12 protein-coding genes and 2 pseudogenes are annotated in these 15,282 nt (G+C 61.9%); 7 read left to right on the plus strand and 7 right to left on the minus strand.

Annotated features, from left to right (window positions below):
* Positions 1-22: 22 nt before the first annotated feature.
* Together CXY72_RS04810 and CXY72_RS04815 are read right to left on the minus strand one after the other, a co-directional pair.
* On the minus strand, positions 23-778 hold the full coding sequence (locus tag CXY72_RS04810; protein WP_104126565.1) for a TIGR03943 family protein: 756 nt from the start codon (positions 776-778) through the stop codon (positions 23-25).
* Positions 768-1,862 carry a permease gene (locus CXY72_RS04815; protein ID WP_233197658.1) on the minus strand — a complete coding sequence of 365 codons (1,095 nt, stop codon included), beginning with the start codon at positions 1,860-1,862 and terminating at the stop codon, positions 768-770. The genes CXY72_RS04810 and CXY72_RS04815 overlap by 11 nt, the downstream gene beginning before the upstream one ends.
* A gap of 238 nt (positions 1,863-2,100) precedes the next feature.
* Between CXY72_RS04815 and CXY72_RS04820 the strand changes: the two genes are divergently transcribed.
* A complete protein-coding gene (locus tag CXY72_RS04820; protein ID WP_104126608.1) occupies positions 2,101-3,003 on the plus strand; it encodes a DUF808 domain-containing protein in 903 nt (300 codons plus the stop codon).
* Between the two features lie 130 nt (positions 3,004-3,133).
* Here the strand turns inward: CXY72_RS04820 and CXY72_RS04825 are convergent, their stop codons facing one another.
* The 3 genes from CXY72_RS04825 to CXY72_RS04835 form a co-directional block, all read right to left on the minus strand.
* On the minus strand, positions 3,134-4,750 hold the full coding sequence (locus CXY72_RS04825) for an isocitrate lyase (RefSeq protein WP_104126566.1): 1,617 nt from the start codon (positions 4,748-4,750) through the stop codon (positions 3,134-3,136).
* A 305-nt stretch (positions 4,751-5,055) separates the two neighbouring features.
* Complete coding sequence (locus CXY72_RS04830) at positions 5,056-6,210, minus strand: threonine synthase (RefSeq protein WP_104126567.1); 1,155 nt, start codon at positions 6,208-6,210, stop codon at positions 5,056-5,058.
* A gap of 25 nt (positions 6,211-6,235) precedes the next feature.
* Complete coding sequence (locus CXY72_RS04835; protein WP_104126568.1) at positions 6,236-8,803, minus strand: Ig-like domain-containing protein; 2,568 nt, start codon at positions 8,801-8,803, stop codon at positions 6,236-6,238.
* A 307-nt stretch (positions 8,804-9,110) separates the two neighbouring features.
* Here CXY72_RS04835 and CXY72_RS04840 point away from each other — a divergent pair.
* The 3 genes and pseudogenes from CXY72_RS04840 (at position 9,111) to CXY72_RS04850 (ending at position 11,196) form a co-directional block, all read left to right on the plus strand.
* Positions 9,111-10,208, plus strand: a pseudogene (locus CXY72_RS04840) (type I restriction endonuclease).
* A gap of 39 nt (positions 10,209-10,247) precedes the next feature.
* Positions 10,248-10,742: a hypothetical protein gene (locus CXY72_RS04845; protein WP_104126569.1), complete on the plus strand. Its 495-nt coding sequence runs from the start codon at positions 10,248-10,250 to the stop codon at positions 10,740-10,742.
* Positions 10,743-10,758: 16 nt separating this feature from the next.
* Positions 10,759-11,196: a hypothetical protein gene (locus CXY72_RS04850; RefSeq protein WP_104126570.1), complete on the plus strand. Its 438-nt coding sequence runs from the start codon at positions 10,759-10,761 to the stop codon at positions 11,194-11,196.
* 150 nt (positions 11,197-11,346) lie between these two features.
* On the opposite strand, the gene CXY72_RS19180 is transcribed toward CXY72_RS04850, so the two are convergent.
* Positions 11,347-11,571, minus strand: coding sequence for a hypothetical protein (locus CXY72_RS19180; RefSeq protein ID WP_146071057.1), 225 nt, complete (start codon positions 11,569-11,571; stop codon positions 11,347-11,349).
* Between CXY72_RS19180 and hutU the strand changes: the two genes are divergently transcribed.
* Genes hutU through CXY72_RS04860 form a run of 3 tightly spaced genes read left to right on the plus strand, consistent with a single transcriptional unit; the run spans position 11,570 to position 14,699 of the window.
* Entirely contained in the window at positions 11,570-13,234 is a 1,665-nt protein-coding gene (gene hutU, locus CXY72_RS04855; RefSeq protein ID WP_104126571.1) for a urocanate hydratase, read from the plus strand. The genes CXY72_RS19180 and hutU overlap by 2 nt on opposite strands.
* 2 nt (positions 13,235-13,236) lie before the next feature.
* Positions 13,237-13,359: a hypothetical protein gene (locus tag CXY72_RS20325; RefSeq protein ID WP_255409254.1), complete on the plus strand. Its 123-nt coding sequence runs from the start codon at positions 13,237-13,239 to the stop codon at positions 13,357-13,359.
* Positions 13,356-14,699: a formimidoylglutamate deiminase gene (locus CXY72_RS04860; RefSeq protein ID WP_104126572.1), complete on the plus strand. Its 1,344-nt coding sequence runs from the start codon at positions 13,356-13,358 to the stop codon at positions 14,697-14,699. The genes CXY72_RS20325 and CXY72_RS04860 overlap by 4 nt, the downstream gene beginning before the upstream one ends.
* On the opposite strand, the pseudogene CXY72_RS04865 reads toward CXY72_RS04860, so the two are convergent.
* Positions 14,693-15,118 (minus strand): annotated as a pseudogene (locus CXY72_RS04865) (hypothetical protein); the annotation flags it as partial. The gene CXY72_RS04860 and the pseudogene CXY72_RS04865 overlap by 7 nt on opposite strands.
* Between the last annotated feature and the right edge of the window lie 164 nt (positions 15,119-15,282).

The raw sequence follows: 15,282 nt of genomic DNA on the forward strand, positions 1-15,282 counted from the left end.
GTCTCGGCCGGATCGGGTGAAATCAGTAGACATACGGCTGTTGGGGTTGGTCGACGGCGGCTACCACTTCAGGAATGATGACTATTCCCTCACTGCTGGCGACGCTGGGATTAGCGGTCAGGCCGCCAGAAACACCCACCCAACTGTCGAGCGGAAATGCGTCCTGCCATCCCGGCCGGTACACCGGCACTCCCACCGGTTGGGCATCGACTACGCAGTGGCTCACGACGAATCGTGCCACGTAGAACACGTTCTCTGGATCCTCCTGGTCGGGCGTCACGAATCCGGTGAGCTGAGCTTTTTTTCCGGCGTAAAATTCGACCCCGGCGCCTTGTCGCAGCAGTGAGGCCCAGTCTTTGACAGAGAATTGTGAGGCGTCTCCTGCTGTCAACTTTGCCGACTCTTCCTCGGTCAGCGCTGCGGCGGAACCGTTCAAATCGCGTTGCTCCAGGGTGGTTGTCGTGAGGGTCGTGGGTGGCAAAACCAACAGAGCCACCGCAGAGGCGGCGATCACTATGCTGCTTGCACCTGCCCAGAAACGCTTGTGCCCGGTTTCGGCTTCGTGATCGTGCCCTGCGTGTTCGTCATCTGGGGACAACGCGAATGACACGATAACGACCGCGGCGGCCACGACCGCCATGATGATCGAAAAAGCAAAATACCGGGGATGAATGTAGAGGCCCAATTGACCGGTGATGCCCAGCCACACCGTCGCGACAATTCCGATCAAGCTCAACAGGGCTCCCCGCCATCGAGTGATCAGATGACTAAGCGACATAGTTCACCGCCAGCCCCAGCGCGGCCGAACAGAGCGCCACAACGCTCGTAATTTGGACCAATGTTCGCGTCGTGAACGTGGTTCGCATCAGAACGAGCATTTTGATGTCAATCATCGGGCCGAAGACCAGGAAAGCGACGATCGCACCAGGAAGGAACGTCGCTCCAAACGACAACACGAAGAACGCGTCCACGTTCGAACAAATCGATACGACGAAGGCCAGCACCATAAGAGCCAGGACGGACCACACCGGATTGGTGCCCAGGGTAACTAACACGTCACGGGGTATCCCCACCTGGATCGCTCCGGCAATGGCGCAACCAATGAACAACGCCGGCATCATCGCGCTGGTCTCTTTCGTGAAGAGACGAACACTGCGCTGCAGTTTGCCAGTGGCAGTGTGATGCTCCCCTTCGCTGGCGCAGGCCGCCTGGAACTGCGACGTGAGGAGGGCCTCCTGACGGGGGTGTCGGCTGTATATCCAGCCGATGAGGTTTGCAATTAAAAACCCGCCAGCGATACGACTGACCAAGATTCCGTTCTCCCAGCCGAACGCTTGATACGTCGTGATGATTGTGATCGGGTTGAGAATTGGCGCGGCAAGAAGGAACGTCATCGCCTCGGCTACAGTGAGCCCCTTTATGATGAGGCCGCGGGTGAGGGGTACATTTCCGCATTCGCAAACAGGGACCAGAACACCGATCAGCGAAACCGCAAACCGCCGCAATACTCCCCGTCGCGGCAAGTGACGAAGCAAAAAGCCATCCGGAAGCCAAACCTGTACGACGACAGACAAAAAAATACCCAAGAAAACAAACGGCAGTGACTCGATAAGTACGCTCACGGCCAGTGTGACGAAGTCCTTGGCAGAGTCCGACATCCCTGTAGCCACAGACTGAGGTGCCGACATGCGCAATACAGCAAGGAGAGCTAACACGGCCAGCCCCAAGAGCAAGCCCATCAGCCCGCGGCGTTGGCCCCTGGCTCTTTCACCACCCCGCTGCGCAGCTTTACCTGGCTCCGCCGCAGCCGTATCGGTCAACAGCACGGAATCTTCTCGCTGAGTGCCGATAGTTCTGCTCATTTCGTTTGCGAAGCGCTGTTTCGACCCACGCGCGGCCAGACAGTTTCAGACCCAACAATTCATCCGGGTACAGAAAGAGCATCTCACACACAGTCTCACCACCCGAGCTTGAGACACCCGGCGGCGTTGCTTACTTGATCGTCCCTGAGCCAGGAATCACCCGCACCCGCGACGCAGTATTGTGGACACCACTGCCATCGCCCTGCACCAGAGCGATGCCCGATCCGAGGAGAACCAGATGTCGGTCGGCCTGCTTGCCGTAGTGGATGACATACTCAGCGCCGCCCTCAAGGCGAGTGTGAAGACGGCAGGAGTCGTCATCGACGATGCTGCCGTCACCCCGCAGTACGTTCAGGGGCTGTCGCCGGCGCGCGAGCTTCACGTGGTCTGGCGGATCGCACTGGGCAGCCTGTTCAATAAGTTCATCATCATCATCCCGCTGGCACTGCTCCTGTCCGCGTTCGCGCCATGGGTGTTGCCGTGGTTGCTGATCTTTGGCGGCACCTATCTGTGCTTCGAGGGTGCCGAGAAAGTGACCGAATGGTTCGGCGTTCATCATGGCGCCGGCGAGACGGAAACGAGGGATGAGCGCAAGCTCATCTTCGGCGCCATTCGCACCGATCTAATCCTTAGCACAGAGATCATGCTCATCTCGCTGGCAGGCCTTGATCCTGATTTCGAGATCTGGATGACGCTCGGTGCTCTGGTGGTGATCGGCCTCGGCATGACGGTGCTCGTCTACGGCGCGGTCGCTTTGCTGGTGAAGATCGATGACGTCGGACTGACGTTGATGGAGAACTCAGCACGATGGCTGCGACGCACCGGTGCGCGCATCGTGCGGTCAATGCCCGCCGTGTTCCGGGTGATCGGCATCATCGGGACGGTCGCTATGTTGTGGGTTGGCGGCCACCTGGTTATCTCAAACCTGGCCGATACGTTCTGGCAAGCGCCCTACGACGTGCTGCACGCAGCAACTCAAATCGTCGAAATGGCCGGACCCGTCGTCGTCTGGGTCACCGACACCGCTATGTCGGCCGTGTTCGGCCTCATTCTTGGTCTGATCATTGTCGTGATCGTTCTGGGAATATCGCGCCTTCTCAAGCAGAACCGACCAGACGGCAATGTGCCCGGACGGGTCTGATACGCGCCGATTGCGGCGGCGGTCAGTCGCGATCTGACAGCTCCACGGCTGTTCCCTCCTCCCTCGGTCTGTGTAACGAAGAAGCCCCAGTCGATTGACTGGGGCTTCTTCGTTATGAGCTTTGTGGGAGTCAGTGGCTGCTCAGAGCCGGTTCGTCGAACTGGTTGCTCGTGTTGTTCACGCCGCCAGCCTTCAGTGCTGCGTCGCCGGCGAAGTACTCCTTGTGGTTGTCACCCAGGTCGGAACCGGACATGTTCTGGTGCTTGACCGTGGCGATTCCCTCGCGAATTTCGCGACGCTGCACGCCCTTGACATAGGCGAGCATGCCCTGGTCGGCGAAGTAGCCCTTGGCCAGATCATCCGTCGAGAGTGCGGCCGTGTGATAGGTCGGCAGGGTGATGAGGTGGTGGAAGATACCGGCCTCCTGTGAGCTGTCGCGTTGGAAGGTACGAATCTTCTCGTCGGCGTTGAGGGCCAGTTCGGTCTCGTCATAGTCGACGCTCATGAGCTTGGCGCGGTCGTAAGCGGAGACATCCTTGCCCTCGGCGAGGAAGGCGTCGTATGCCTGCTGGCGAAAGTTCAAAGTCCAGTTGAACGACGGGCTGTTGTTGTAGACCAGCTTGGCATTCGGGATGGCCTTGCGAACCTCGTTCATCATGGCCGCGATCTGGCCGATGTGCGGCTTCTCGGTCTCGATCCAGAGCAGGTCGGCGCCGTTTTGCAGTGACGTGATGCTGTCCAGCACGCAGCGCGCCTCACCGGTTCCGGAACGGAACTGGAAGAGGTTGCTGGCCAGGCGCTTCGGGCGCAAAAGCTTGCCGCCCCGCTTGATGACGACGTCGCCGTTGCCCAGGTCGGCCTCGGTGATCTCGTCGACGTCGAGGAACGAGTTGTACTGGTCGCCGAGGTCGCCGGGCTGGTTGGTCACGGCGAGCTTCTGCGTGAGGCCGGCACCGAGCGAGTCGGTGCGGGACACGATGATGCCGTTTTCGATGCCGAGCTCGAGGAACGCATACCGAACGGCGTTGATCTTGGCGATGAAGTCTTCGTGGGGAACGGTGACTTTGCCGTCCTGGTGACCGCACTGCTTCTCGTCCGAGACCTGGTTTTCGATCTGGATGGCGCAGGCGCCGGCCTCGATCATTTTCTTGGCCAGGAGGTAGGTAGCTTCGGGGTTTCCGAAACCGGCGTCGATGTCGGCGATGATCGGCACGACGTGGGTCTCGAAGGCGTCGATTTGACCGGTGAGCGTGGCGATCTTGGCGTCGTCGCCAACGATGCGAGCATTGTCCAGGGCCGTGAAGAGCAGGTCGAGCTCGCGGGCGTCGGCCTGACGGAGGAACGTGTAGAGCTCTTCAACGAGGCCCGGGACGGCCGTCTTCTCGTGCATGGACTGGTCGGGGAGAGGACCGAATTCGCTGCGCAGCGCGGCAACCATCCAACCGGACAGGTACAGGTAGCGCTTGTTGGTGGTTTTGAGGTGCTTCTTGATCGAGATCATCTTCTGCTGGCCGATGAACCCGTGCCAGACGCCGAGCGACTGGGTGTAGATCGAGGAGTCAGCGTCGTACTCCCCCATGTCCTTGCGCATGATGTCTGCGGTGTACTGAGCTATCTCCAGGCCGGTTTTGAACCGGTTCTGGGCCCGCATACGGGCGACGGATTCGGGGTTGATTGCGTCCCAGCTGCTTCCGACCTGCTGCTTGAGGGCTTCAATGTCCTCGATGTCTTTCTGGTACACAGTCATGTTTTTTCCTTCGACGTCTGAGTTGGGCTGAGCCGGGACAACTGACTCAACTGGCCGGTATCGGCTGCTAAACCCAGATTGGCGCAAGAACAACCGGTCTTCTCAGGAAAAGTGCGCAGAAGAAATGAAGTTCTTCTGCAAATGAAAAGTTATGCGTCAGGAATTCACCTATTCCGACCACAGGCCGGGTACGAGGATGACCAACCGGCATCGTGGGCACCGATGGCAGGATTCAAGACCTTCAGCGGTGTCTACGCCGTCCGCCATCATCTCGGTGCCGCAGGCGGGACACAGGGGGTACTCGTTCACCGTGTCACCGATTTCAGGCCGGCACCGCACAACGGCACGACCACCGATTGGGCGGTGAGCAGGCGCGCGGCCACCGCCCAAGTGGAGCTGTCGGAGACATACGTTCGGTCGACAGCGGCGCGCACGGCGGCGAATGAGACCGCTGAGGTTGGCTCGACGAAGAGCCCCTCGTCAGCCAGCTCCTGGCGTGCGGCCGCGATCTGCTGGTCGGTGACGGAGATTATGGTGCCACCGGTGGCGCGCACGGCCCGGAGAAGCTGTTTCCCCCGGGGCGGCGCCGTGATGGCGATGCCCTCCGCGATCGTGGCGCCGTTTTGAACGGCCAGGGGTGCGTCGAGTCCCTGCGCCATGGCCTGTTCGAGCGGTGAACACGCGGATGCCTGCACCGCGACGATGCGCGGCATCCGCTCGGCAAGTCCAGCGGCAACCAGCTCGCTGAAGGCGAGGTAACAGCCGAGAACCATCGTTCCGTTGCCCACCGGAACCACCACCGTCTCGGGCAGCGAGCGTGCGCACTGCTCCCAGATCTCGTAGCCGTAGGTTTTCACGCCGTGCAGAAAGTACGGGTGGTAGACGTGGCTCGCGTACAGCACGCCATCTTGCCCCGCTGCCAGCAGTGCCGCCGCAGAGGTGTCCGCTCGCGAACCTGGCACCAGCTCAACCGTCGCGCCGTGCGCACGCATTTGCGCGAGTTTGCCGGGCGAGGTGGATTCGGGAACGTACACCGTGCAGCCGATCCCGGCCCGCCCGAAATAGGCGGCCATCGCCGTGCCGGCGTTTCCGCTGCTGTCGACCATGGCCCGTGTGACGCCCAACCGTTTGGCGAGGGTGGCGAGCACGACCGCGCCGCGGTCTTTGAACGACAGCGTCGGCAACAGAAAGTCAAGCTTGAGCTGCACGTGAGGCAACGCGCGGGAGGGCACGAGGGGCGAGAACCCCTCCCCCAGGGTAACCGTGGGGTCCACCGCGATAGGGAGGACTTCGGTGTAGCGCCAGAGTGAGGGGCTGCGGCCGGGCAGAGCCGTGGCATCCATCGTCAGCACGAAATCGACCACGTCGAGGAGACCGCCGCAGCTGCACCGCCAGACCAGGCTCGCCACCGGATAGATTGCGGCGCACTCTGAGCAGACAAGGTCAGGTAAAGCGGGCATCGTCTCAGACTAACTTGCCCCGCTATCAACTACCCGTGGTGAACTTCCAGCTGCTCGTCGAGACGGGGTTGCCAGCGAGGTCACGCACCATCGTGGTGCCGCCAGTGACCATGACGGTGAAACTGGTCCTGGCTGCGAGCGTGGAACCGGGGTTCAGGATCCATTTGTTGGTCATGCCGCTGCGGGAGACAACGCCGGCGATCTGTGCGCCGGTCAGGGTATTCTTCAGCGTGAAAGTGGATGCGGCAACTCCGGCCATCCCCTCACTGAACGTCGCCGAGACGCTCGCGGTACGACTCACGCCCGTGGCCCCGCTGGAGGGAGTCCGGATGGTGATCGTGGGCGCCGGCCCGGTCGTGAAGCTCCACCCCGTCGACACCAGCGGATTGCCCGCCCCGTCGCGGATCGCCGTAGCTCCCCCGGTGAGGCTGACAGCGTATTTCGTGTCGGGCGCGAGACTCGCGCTCGGGTTGAGGGTGGCAATTCGCGTCGCCGCGTCATAGCTGACCACGGCAGGGACAGTCGAACCGGCATTGTTTTTCAGTCGCATCGTGGTCGGCGAGACTCCCTGCACGGCTTCGCTGAATGTTGCCGTCGTATTGGCGGTCTTCGCGACTCGGGTGGCGCGGCTCACCGGCGATTTCGCCGCGACCGTGGGAGTCGTCGTGTCGATTCCTCCGATTGTTCCGGTCACGATGAGGTCGTCAAATTTGGCGGCGTCGTTCTTGCTGCCGAAGCCGACTCGGCCGGAAGAGAACGTCGCGTCGGTAGCTGCGGCGAGGAGGGTGGTGCCACGAAAGACGCGAATGGCCGCACCCTGTCGTTCGATGCGAATGGAGTAGAAGGTGTTTGCTGTGATCGTGGGGGTGAAGTCAGCGATCTGGGCGGCAACACCACGCGAAACGCAAAACAGACCGTTGCTGGCGGCATCTTGTCCTTCGCTGAAGTTCGCGAAGTAATAGTTGAGTGCATCGCGGTAGTCGAAGACGATCGAGAAATCGTTCCACGGTGACGTTGAGGCCACGGTCATCCCGGTGGCCATGACCGAGAAATCCCCGGCCATCATTGTTTTCTGCAGAGCGAGATTAGCGTTTGGCACGGCAGCTGTCGACGGGGCTGTGAGCGAATACCGGCCCGACGCTACCGCCCACGTGCCGCCACGAATCTCCGTGAAGTTCGCGGCCGACGAGGTGAATGTTTCGCGAACGGCCGCAACTTTCGGAATCACGGTGGTGGGGGCTGAAATCCGAGCGCTGGATCCGGACGAATTCTCTGCGGATACGGACACGGTGTAGGACGTCCCGTTAGTGAGACCGTTGATTGTTGCAGTTCGTTCGCTTCCATCGCCGGTCCACAGCCATTGGGCACCGGAAGACGCAATGACAACCACGTGATAGAGATCCACCACCGGAGCCCCGACAGCAGGCCCGGCCCATCCTACGAACACGCGGGCATCGCCAGCGATCGCCGTGACGGCGGTCGGCGGGATGGGTTTGACCACGGACACGATCGGGCTCAGAAATCCGCTGTTCGCCGTGTTCCAGTGGGTGGCGAGATAGTTCGACGCGGGCGGCGTGCCCGGATAGTAGTAGTCTTCGCTGTGACAGTCGACGGCCGAGGCGAGCCCCGCACAGGTGAAGGTCAGCCGACCGCCGAGGGCGAAATAGGGCCCTCCGTCGTCGTAACACATGAGGTCGTTCTCGTCGTAGCAGTGGCCGCCCTTGGTGGAGTGCTGCGCCGAATCCTGCACGGCACCAATATTGTGACCAATCTCGTGGGCGCTCACAGGCATATCCAGATAGGCCGACATGGAATAACGCGGCCGCGAATCGTTATTGGCGTTGGCGGCAGCACTTGGCTGATCGTCGCCGGTCAGCTCGCCCTGACCGCCATACGGGTAGACATCCTGAATCTGGTCGATGTAGGTGATGTACAAGCGGTCGTTCCCAATGAGATTCACCGGCCCCAGGCCCTGCTCGACCTGGTTCTGCATGCTCACCACATAGTCGGCGAAGGTGTACGTGCCATCCGTTCCGACCGGAGCCAGTGTCACGTTGCGCACCGTCACATCGGCACCATTCGTGCACAGAAACCGGTAACTCTGGCTGGTCGCGGCATCCACTGCCTCGAGGTTGTTGTTGACCTGCCGCATGATGTCGCGCAGCGGGGCCAGCATTTCGGCGAACCGGTTGGTGCGATCCTGCGGTACGCCGTAGATCACCTCGATGCGCTTGCCGCTCACGCCGCCCGCGCTGCACAACGCGGTCAGTTCCGACGCCGGGGCGGCGGCTACACGCTGCTCCTGAGCAGCAGATGTCTGCTTCAGCTTGGCCGCACCGCCGAAAGCAGCGACGGGGTCGGGCCCGTGGCTGCACAGCGTGGTTTTGGCGATCGTGATCTTCAGTCGAGCGCAGAGTTTGGCCAGGTCGGGGGCGGTCCGCACGATGCTCGCGGTTGAGGCGGGCACGCTGGACGCATCAGCGACATCGGTCGGCATCAGAGTAAACGAGGCGGCGATAGTGGCGAATACGGCGATCGCACCGAGTGCTTGACGCATGATGCGGGACGGCTTTGGAGCACGAACAAATTTCATTCTCAGGTCCTTCTGTGCTGACCACGACGAGTTCGTCACAGTAATGCGGTTCAGCCGACCGAACAAGGCCCGGCGCGCTGGGTCATAGTAAGAAGTGCAGCCAATCCAACGCGATTGCGCAGGCGGCCAAAATGGCGATGCGCTCGTCTAAGGCCGCCGTCACACCTTCCGCCTCTGGCGTGTTTGGCAGCAGCCACGATTCAGGAAAAAGAGGATCGCGCCCCTCTGCATCAAATCGCATCGAAGCGCGTCTGATTTAGGTTGAGGCGATAAGGTCGTAGGTAGAAAATCACCAATCGGGGGAACTATGGAATTTGCAGAACTAATAGGGGCGTTGGCTCTCAAAGTACGAAACCAGCGCGGAGCAATTCAGACTGAAGAAGCGACCAAAAACGCTTTTATCATGCCCTTCATCTCAACCATCCTGGGCTACGACGTTTTCAATCCGTTGGAAGTCGTCTCCGAATTCACCGCCGATGTCGGCGTGAAAAAAGGCGAAAAGGTCGACTACGCGATTATGCGCGACGGCGAAGTCCAGATCCTTGTCGAATGTAAGAAGTCCACAGAAGCGTTGAAGATTGAACACGCCTCACAATTGTTCCGCTACTTCGCCGTCACCAATGCGCGTATCGCCGTTCTCACAAATGGCGAAATTTACCAGTTTTATACGGACTTAGACGCGCCCAACCGTATGGATGAAAAGCCGTTTTTGGTTCTGGACTTGATGGACATCGACGAAACGCTGATTCCGGAACTGAGGAAATTGACCAAGGACGTCTTTGACCTCGACTCCATCATTAACTCGGCAGAGGAACTCAAGTACATCGGTCAAATAAAGCGCACTATCGCGGCTCAGTTCACGGAGCCGGAAGATGACTGGATTCGATTTTTCACGACACGAGTTTACGACGGTGCTTTTACGCAAAAGATCCGTGAGCAATTTACGTCCTTGGTGGCAAAATCGACAAAGCAGTTTCTGAACGATCAGGTTAACGACCGCTTGAAAACAGCGCTGGGCGGTTCGAATTTTTCGGGTGCAACGTCAGAAGTGCGCGGCGAAGTCATCAACAGCCACGAGATAGTTGAGATCGATCTCGCCTGAGACACCGAGATCGAGACGACTCTTGAAGAGCTAGAGGGGTATCAAATCGTCAAAGCGATTGCCTGCAGCGAAGTAAAGCCACAACGAGTGATGCATAGAGATTCAAAATCCTATTTCGCAGTGCTTCTCGATGACAACAATCGCAAGCCGGTGGCGCGACTTCACTTTAACGGACGGAAGCAGAAGTATCTCGGAGTCTTCGACGCCGACAAGGTTGAGACTCGCCACCCTATCGACACCCTTGACGAGATATATCTCTTCGCGAAGGACATTCGCGAAACGATTAAGAGCTACCAAAACTAAATAGTTTGACGCCATGCTATGCGCCATAAGGTGGGAGTCATGATGATCCACCGGTACTGGCGCATCCTGCTTGTCGCGCCGGTAATCGGATTTCTGCTGGGGGCAGGTGTGTTCGGGGTGATAGCCCTGGGCGGTAATCCCTACACGCGAACCGGCCAGAGCGCCGGAGGTGTCGTGCGGGCGATTCTGGCCTACGGTGCCGTCGGTCTCGTGGTGAGCGGCGCCGCGCTGATCGGCGGCTTCGTTCTGGTCAGCTGCCTCGACCGGCATCTCACGAAATCATCGGGCACTCGCACGGCACTGGCCGCTCTCGGCGCGGCCGGCGGCGTGCTGACAATGGGGATCGTGTTGGTGATTGTGTCGGAGACGATGAGAAACGGCGGTTGGTCCTACTTGCTGGTCATTATCAGCCTGGTCGTCGCCAGCGTGGCGGGCAGTGTGGCCGCGATGCTGGTTTACCGGGCCGAGCGATGCGAGCGCACCCGGCCAGATCGAGTCGAGCATCCGCTGCCCAGTGCCTGGGTGGACTTCTAGACCGTAGGGTGGGCACATGGTTATTCGGCGCTATTGGCGCATCGCGGTGTTTGCACCGTTCGTGGGGTTTCTGCTCGCGGCGGGCGTGGCGGTCGTGATGACCGACGCCGGTAGTGGAGAAACCGAATTTCGGTTCTGGTTCGTCGTGCTTTCCATGGCGAACTACGGCATGATTGGCTTCGTCATCGGGGCGGTCGCACTACTGGGCGGGCTCGCCGCAATAGCGATTGCCGATCGACGCCTGACGAAATCGCGGCGCCGGCGCGTCACAGTGGCCGCATTCGGCGCGATGGGCGGTGTGGTGGTGCTGTCCGCGGCCATCGCGGCTGTGCTATCGGTGATGGACGACGGACTGTATGCCGGCATCACCATTGCGTTCGGCCTGGCGTTCGGTGCGGCGGCCAGCGTCGTGGCGGCCGTCATGGTGCTCTATGCGGAAAGGCTCAGCCGCTAAGCCGCAGCAAACCGCTTCTGGGAACACACCTTGATTTTTTCGCCTCGATCTCCCGGTTTTTGGGTGGTGCGGCGCTCACGAGGTCTTCGAGCAGGTGCCGGGAGATGTGAGTGGCACATGCCTTCAGGGTAATCAAGGCGTGCACACCCTTCAAGACCCGGGCGTAGGATGCCCTGCTTCGCCTGCTTCGCCGGCTTCGAGGAGACGTCCATGCCAGCAACCACGGCCGACCTGACCGCGCCACTGCGCGCTGCCGGTTGTGTCGTCGTCGAGGAGGAGGCCCAGCTGCTGCTCTCGGTCCAGCCGTCGTCGGCCGAACTCAACGCCAGGGTCGACCATCGCGTCGCCGGATTTGTGATCACAGGAGATATCCATGACAGTCCCCCACACCGCACGCCCTGTTCGCGCCGCCCGCGGCACCGAACTGACCGCGAAAAGCTGGCAGACCGAGGGGCCACTGCGCATGCTCATGAACAACCTCGACCCGGACGTTGCCGAGCGCCCCGACGACCTCGTGGTCTACGGCGGTACGGGCAAGGCCGCTCGCAATTGGGAATGCTTCGATGCGATCGTGCGCACCCTCGAAACGCTGGAGCAAGACGAAACCCTGCTTGTCCAGTCGGGCAAACCGGTCGGTGTCTTTCGCACCCACGAGTGGGCGCCGCGCGTACTCATCGCCAACTCCAATCTCGTCGGCGACTGGGCTACCTGGCCCGAGTTTCGCCGCCTCGAGCATCTCGGTCTGACCATGTACGGGCAGATGACCGCCGGATCCTGGATCTATATCGGCACCCAGGGTATCCTGCAGGGTACCTACGAGACCTTCGGTGCCGTCGCTACCAAAAAATTCAACGGCACCCTGGCCGGCACCCTGACCCTGACCGGCGGGGCCGGCGGCATGGGCGGCGCACAGCCGCTCGCCGTCACCATGAATGACGGTGTCGCGCTCATCGTCGACGTCGACCCGGCCCGGCTGCAACGCCGCGTCGACCACGGCTATCTCGACGAGATGACCGACGATATCGACGAGGCGATCGCCCGGGTGATTGCAGCCAGGACCGAACGCCGGGCGCTGTCGGTGGGCCTGGTCGGCAATGCCGCGACCGTATTCACGGAGCTGCTGGCCCGCCGGATACCCATTGACATCGTCACCGACCAGACCAGCGCGCACGACCCGCTGTCCTATCTGCCCGAGGGTGTCAGCGTCGAACAGTGGCACGCTTATGCGGCAGAGAATCCCGAAGAGTTCACTGTGCGCGCCCGGGCCACGATGGCCAAGCAGGTGCAGGCCATGGTCGAATTTCAGGATGCCGGCGCTGAGGTCTTCGACTACGGCAACTCCATTCGTGCCGAGGCGCAGCTCGGCGGCTACGAGCGAGCTTTTGAGTTTCCCGGGTTTGTGCCCGCCTACATTCGTCCGCTGTTCGCCGAGGGTAAAGGTCCATTCCGCTGGGTGGCGCTCTCGGGCGACCCGGCCGACATCCTGGCCACCGACAGAGCCATTCTGAAACTGTTTCCCAACGACGCCGGGCTGCACCGCTGGATCACCAAAGCTCAGGAAAAGGTGCAGTTCGAAGGCCTGCCGGCGCGCATTTGCTGGCTCGGTTACCAGGAACGACACCGCGCCGGGCTGAAGTTCAACGAGATGGTCGCCTCCGGTGAGCTCAGGGCGCCGATCGTGATCGGCCGCGACCACCTCGACTCCGGCTCGGTCGCCTCGCCCTATCGCGAAACGGAAGATATGAAGGACGGCTCCGACGCGATCGCCGACTGGCCGCTGTTGAACGCACTGCTGAACACCGCTTCCGGCGCGACCTGGGTATCCATTCACCATGGCGGTGGCGTGGGAATGGGTCGCAGCATCCATGCCGGGCAGGTGATCGTCGCCGATGGCACCGCGCTGGCCGCCGAGAAGATCGAGCGGGTGCTCACCAACGACCCGGGCACCGGGGTCATGCGTCACGTCGATGCTGGCTACGAGCGGGCCGAAGAGGTGGCCCGCGAGTGCGGCCTGCGCGTGCCCATGTGGGAAGAGTAAAAATGCCCCAGCAGCCTGCTGAACAAACCGGATGCCCCACCAGCCTCACCGAGAAATTCGGTGCAGCCGCGGACCGCGTGGCCGGAATCGACGCCCGTGAACAACTCCTGCGGGATCTGCGGTGACCGCGTTCTGGTGCGAATCATTGCTGATCGACGGGGTCCACGTCGCAGGGGTGCGGCTCGAAGTCGACCCGGCCGGTCGCATCACGCGCGTTCAGGTTGAGCCTGCGAAGGCGGCGGATATCCGCTTGCGAACGGTTGTTCCGGGGTTCGGCAATGCCCACTCGCACGCATTTCATCGGGCCTTGCGGGACCAGACCCACGGGGATGGCGGTGATTTCTGGCTCTGGCGCGAGCGGATGTACCGGGTCGCCGCCCAGCTCGACCCGTCGAACTACCAGGCGCTGGCTACCGCGGTGTTTGCGGAGATGCTCGTGAGCGGGTACACGGCCGTCGGGGAGTTCCACTACGTGCATCATCGCGCGGACGGGGCACCGTATGAGCCAGCGCACGCTATGGAACTGGCGCTTGCGGCGGCGGCGCGGGCCGTGGGCATCCGTTTGGTGCTACTCGACACGCTCTATTTGACGGGCGGCATCGGTCGGGAACTGGCGCCGGAGCAACGCGCGTTCAGCGACGGAAGTGCCGCCGGGTGGCTGGCCCGTTGGCAGTCGCTGCGCACGCAGCTCGCGGGCGACGACCTGGTTACCCTCGGGGCGGCTCTGCACTCGGTGCGGGCCGTCACGCCCGACGCGATGCGGGAGGTGCTCGCGGGGCTACCACGCGAGGTTGCCCTGCATATCCACCTCTCGGAGCAGCCGCTGGAGAACAGGGACTGCCTGGCCGCCTACGGCCTGACCCCGACCGGCCTGCTCGAGTCGGTCGGGGCACTCGCGCCGCGCCTGAGTGTCGTGCACGCTACGCACCTCAGCGACACCGACCGGGCCCTGCTCGGTGACGCCGGCGTGACCGTGGTGATGTGCCCGACCACCGAGGCCGACCTCGGCGACGGCGTCGGCCCGGCGCACGCCCTCGCCACGGCCGGTTCGCCGATTGCGCTCGGCTCCGATCAAAACGCGGTCATCGATCCGTTCCTGGAGATGCGCGGCCTCGAAATGGGTGAACGACTCGTCTCGAAGCGGCGCGGACGTTTCGCCCCCGCCGCTTTGTTGGCAGCCGCGTCGACCGCCGGCGATGCCGCCCTTGGACTCGGACGCCACCGGCTGCAACCGGGTGATCTATGCGATCTCGTCGAGATCAGCACGACCGGGGTGCGCACGGTCGGCTCCCTTGCCGGGCAGCTGCCGCTGACCGCCACGGCCTCCGATGTACTGCGCGTTTTCGTGGGCGGACGACTGGTAGCCGAGTGTGGCCAGCTGATCGGCGGCGAGCGGCCGGCAGCACTGATGACCGACGCGCTCGCTAGGGCCTGTCAATCAACAACACGCGTAGTTCAGGGTTGATCTGCTGGGCTTTCGGTGTAGTTCCAGTCGCCGTGGAAGTCATGCTTGGTGAGGTGTTGGGTTTCCAGGTCTGCCATCTCGCGGTCGGTGATCTTGATGCTTTTGGGGTAGATCGTGTCGTCGAGTCTGGCTGTGACGGTTAGACCTGTACGGGTAGTGGCACCGGCAATGAGAGTGACGATGACTTCGTGGCTGGTTAGCGGCTGGCCGGCCGCTAGGTGCTCTTCGACCGCGGCGTTGGTGTGGGCGAACTGGGCATCCCGGTCCGGGTGACGGCCACCCTCGATGGTCTTGGCATTGCCCTGCAGGCTGAAACTCTCCTCCCGCAGCAGGCCCGCCACGGTCGGCGCGGACACCCTGTGACCCTGCTCGGCCAGCTCGTCGGCCAGGTAGCGCAGACTCTTCGATCTCCACGGCAACCGGATTCACGCCGCGAAGGAAAAACCATCATGAGATCTCAAGAGTCGACGCCACCAGCGCCCCAGGGCAGTCCCGTGGCGCCCTTGCGCATTCTGTGCCTGTCGACCTTGGCGGCCCGTTGTCGGGCGACAGCGGGGACCTCGATCGAGCACTACTGCCACAC

Origin of the sequence: Cryobacterium sp. Y57 (assembly GCF_002929505.1) — a bacterium.
GTDB lineage: Bacteria > Actinomycetota > Actinomycetes > Actinomycetales > Microbacteriaceae > Cryobacterium.

Bases quoted from the DNA above. Each gene is read 5' to 3' on its own strand.
- CXY72_RS04810 (WP_104126565.1), bottom strand. From the start codon at position 778: ATGTCGCTTAGTCATCTGATCACTCGATGGCGGGGAGCCCTGTTGAGC.
- CXY72_RS04815 (WP_233197658.1), bottom strand. From the start codon at position 1,862: ATGAGCAGAACTATCGGCACTCAGCGAGAAGATTCCGTGCTGTTGACC.
- CXY72_RS04820 (WP_104126608.1), top strand. From the start codon at position 2,101: ATGTCGGTCGGCCTGCTTGCCGTAGTGGATGACATACTCAGCGCCGCC.
- CXY72_RS04825 (WP_104126566.1), bottom strand. From the start codon at position 4,750: ATGACTGTGTACCAGAAAGACATCGAGGACATTGAAGCCCTCAAGCAG.
- CXY72_RS04830 (WP_104126567.1), bottom strand. From the start codon at position 6,210: ATGCCCGCTTTACCTGACCTTGTCTGCTCAGAGTGCGCCGCAATCTAT.
- CXY72_RS04835 (WP_104126568.1), bottom strand. From the start codon at position 8,803: ATGAAATTTGTTCGTGCTCCAAAGCCGTCCCGCATCATGCGTCAAGCA.
- CXY72_RS04845 (WP_104126569.1), top strand. From the start codon at position 10,248: ATGATGATCCACCGGTACTGGCGCATCCTGCTTGTCGCGCCGGTAATC.
- CXY72_RS04850 (WP_104126570.1), top strand. From the start codon at position 10,759: ATGGTTATTCGGCGCTATTGGCGCATCGCGGTGTTTGCACCGTTCGTG.
- hutU (WP_104126571.1), top strand. From the start codon at position 11,570: ATGACAGTCCCCCACACCGCACGCCCTGTTCGCGCCGCCCGCGGCACC.
- CXY72_RS19180 (WP_146071057.1), bottom strand. From the start codon at position 11,571: ATGGATATCTCCTGTGATCACAAATCCGGCGACGCGATGGTCGACCCT.
- CXY72_RS20325 (WP_255409254.1), top strand. From the start codon at position 13,237: ATGCCCCAGCAGCCTGCTGAACAAACCGGATGCCCCACCAGCCTCACC.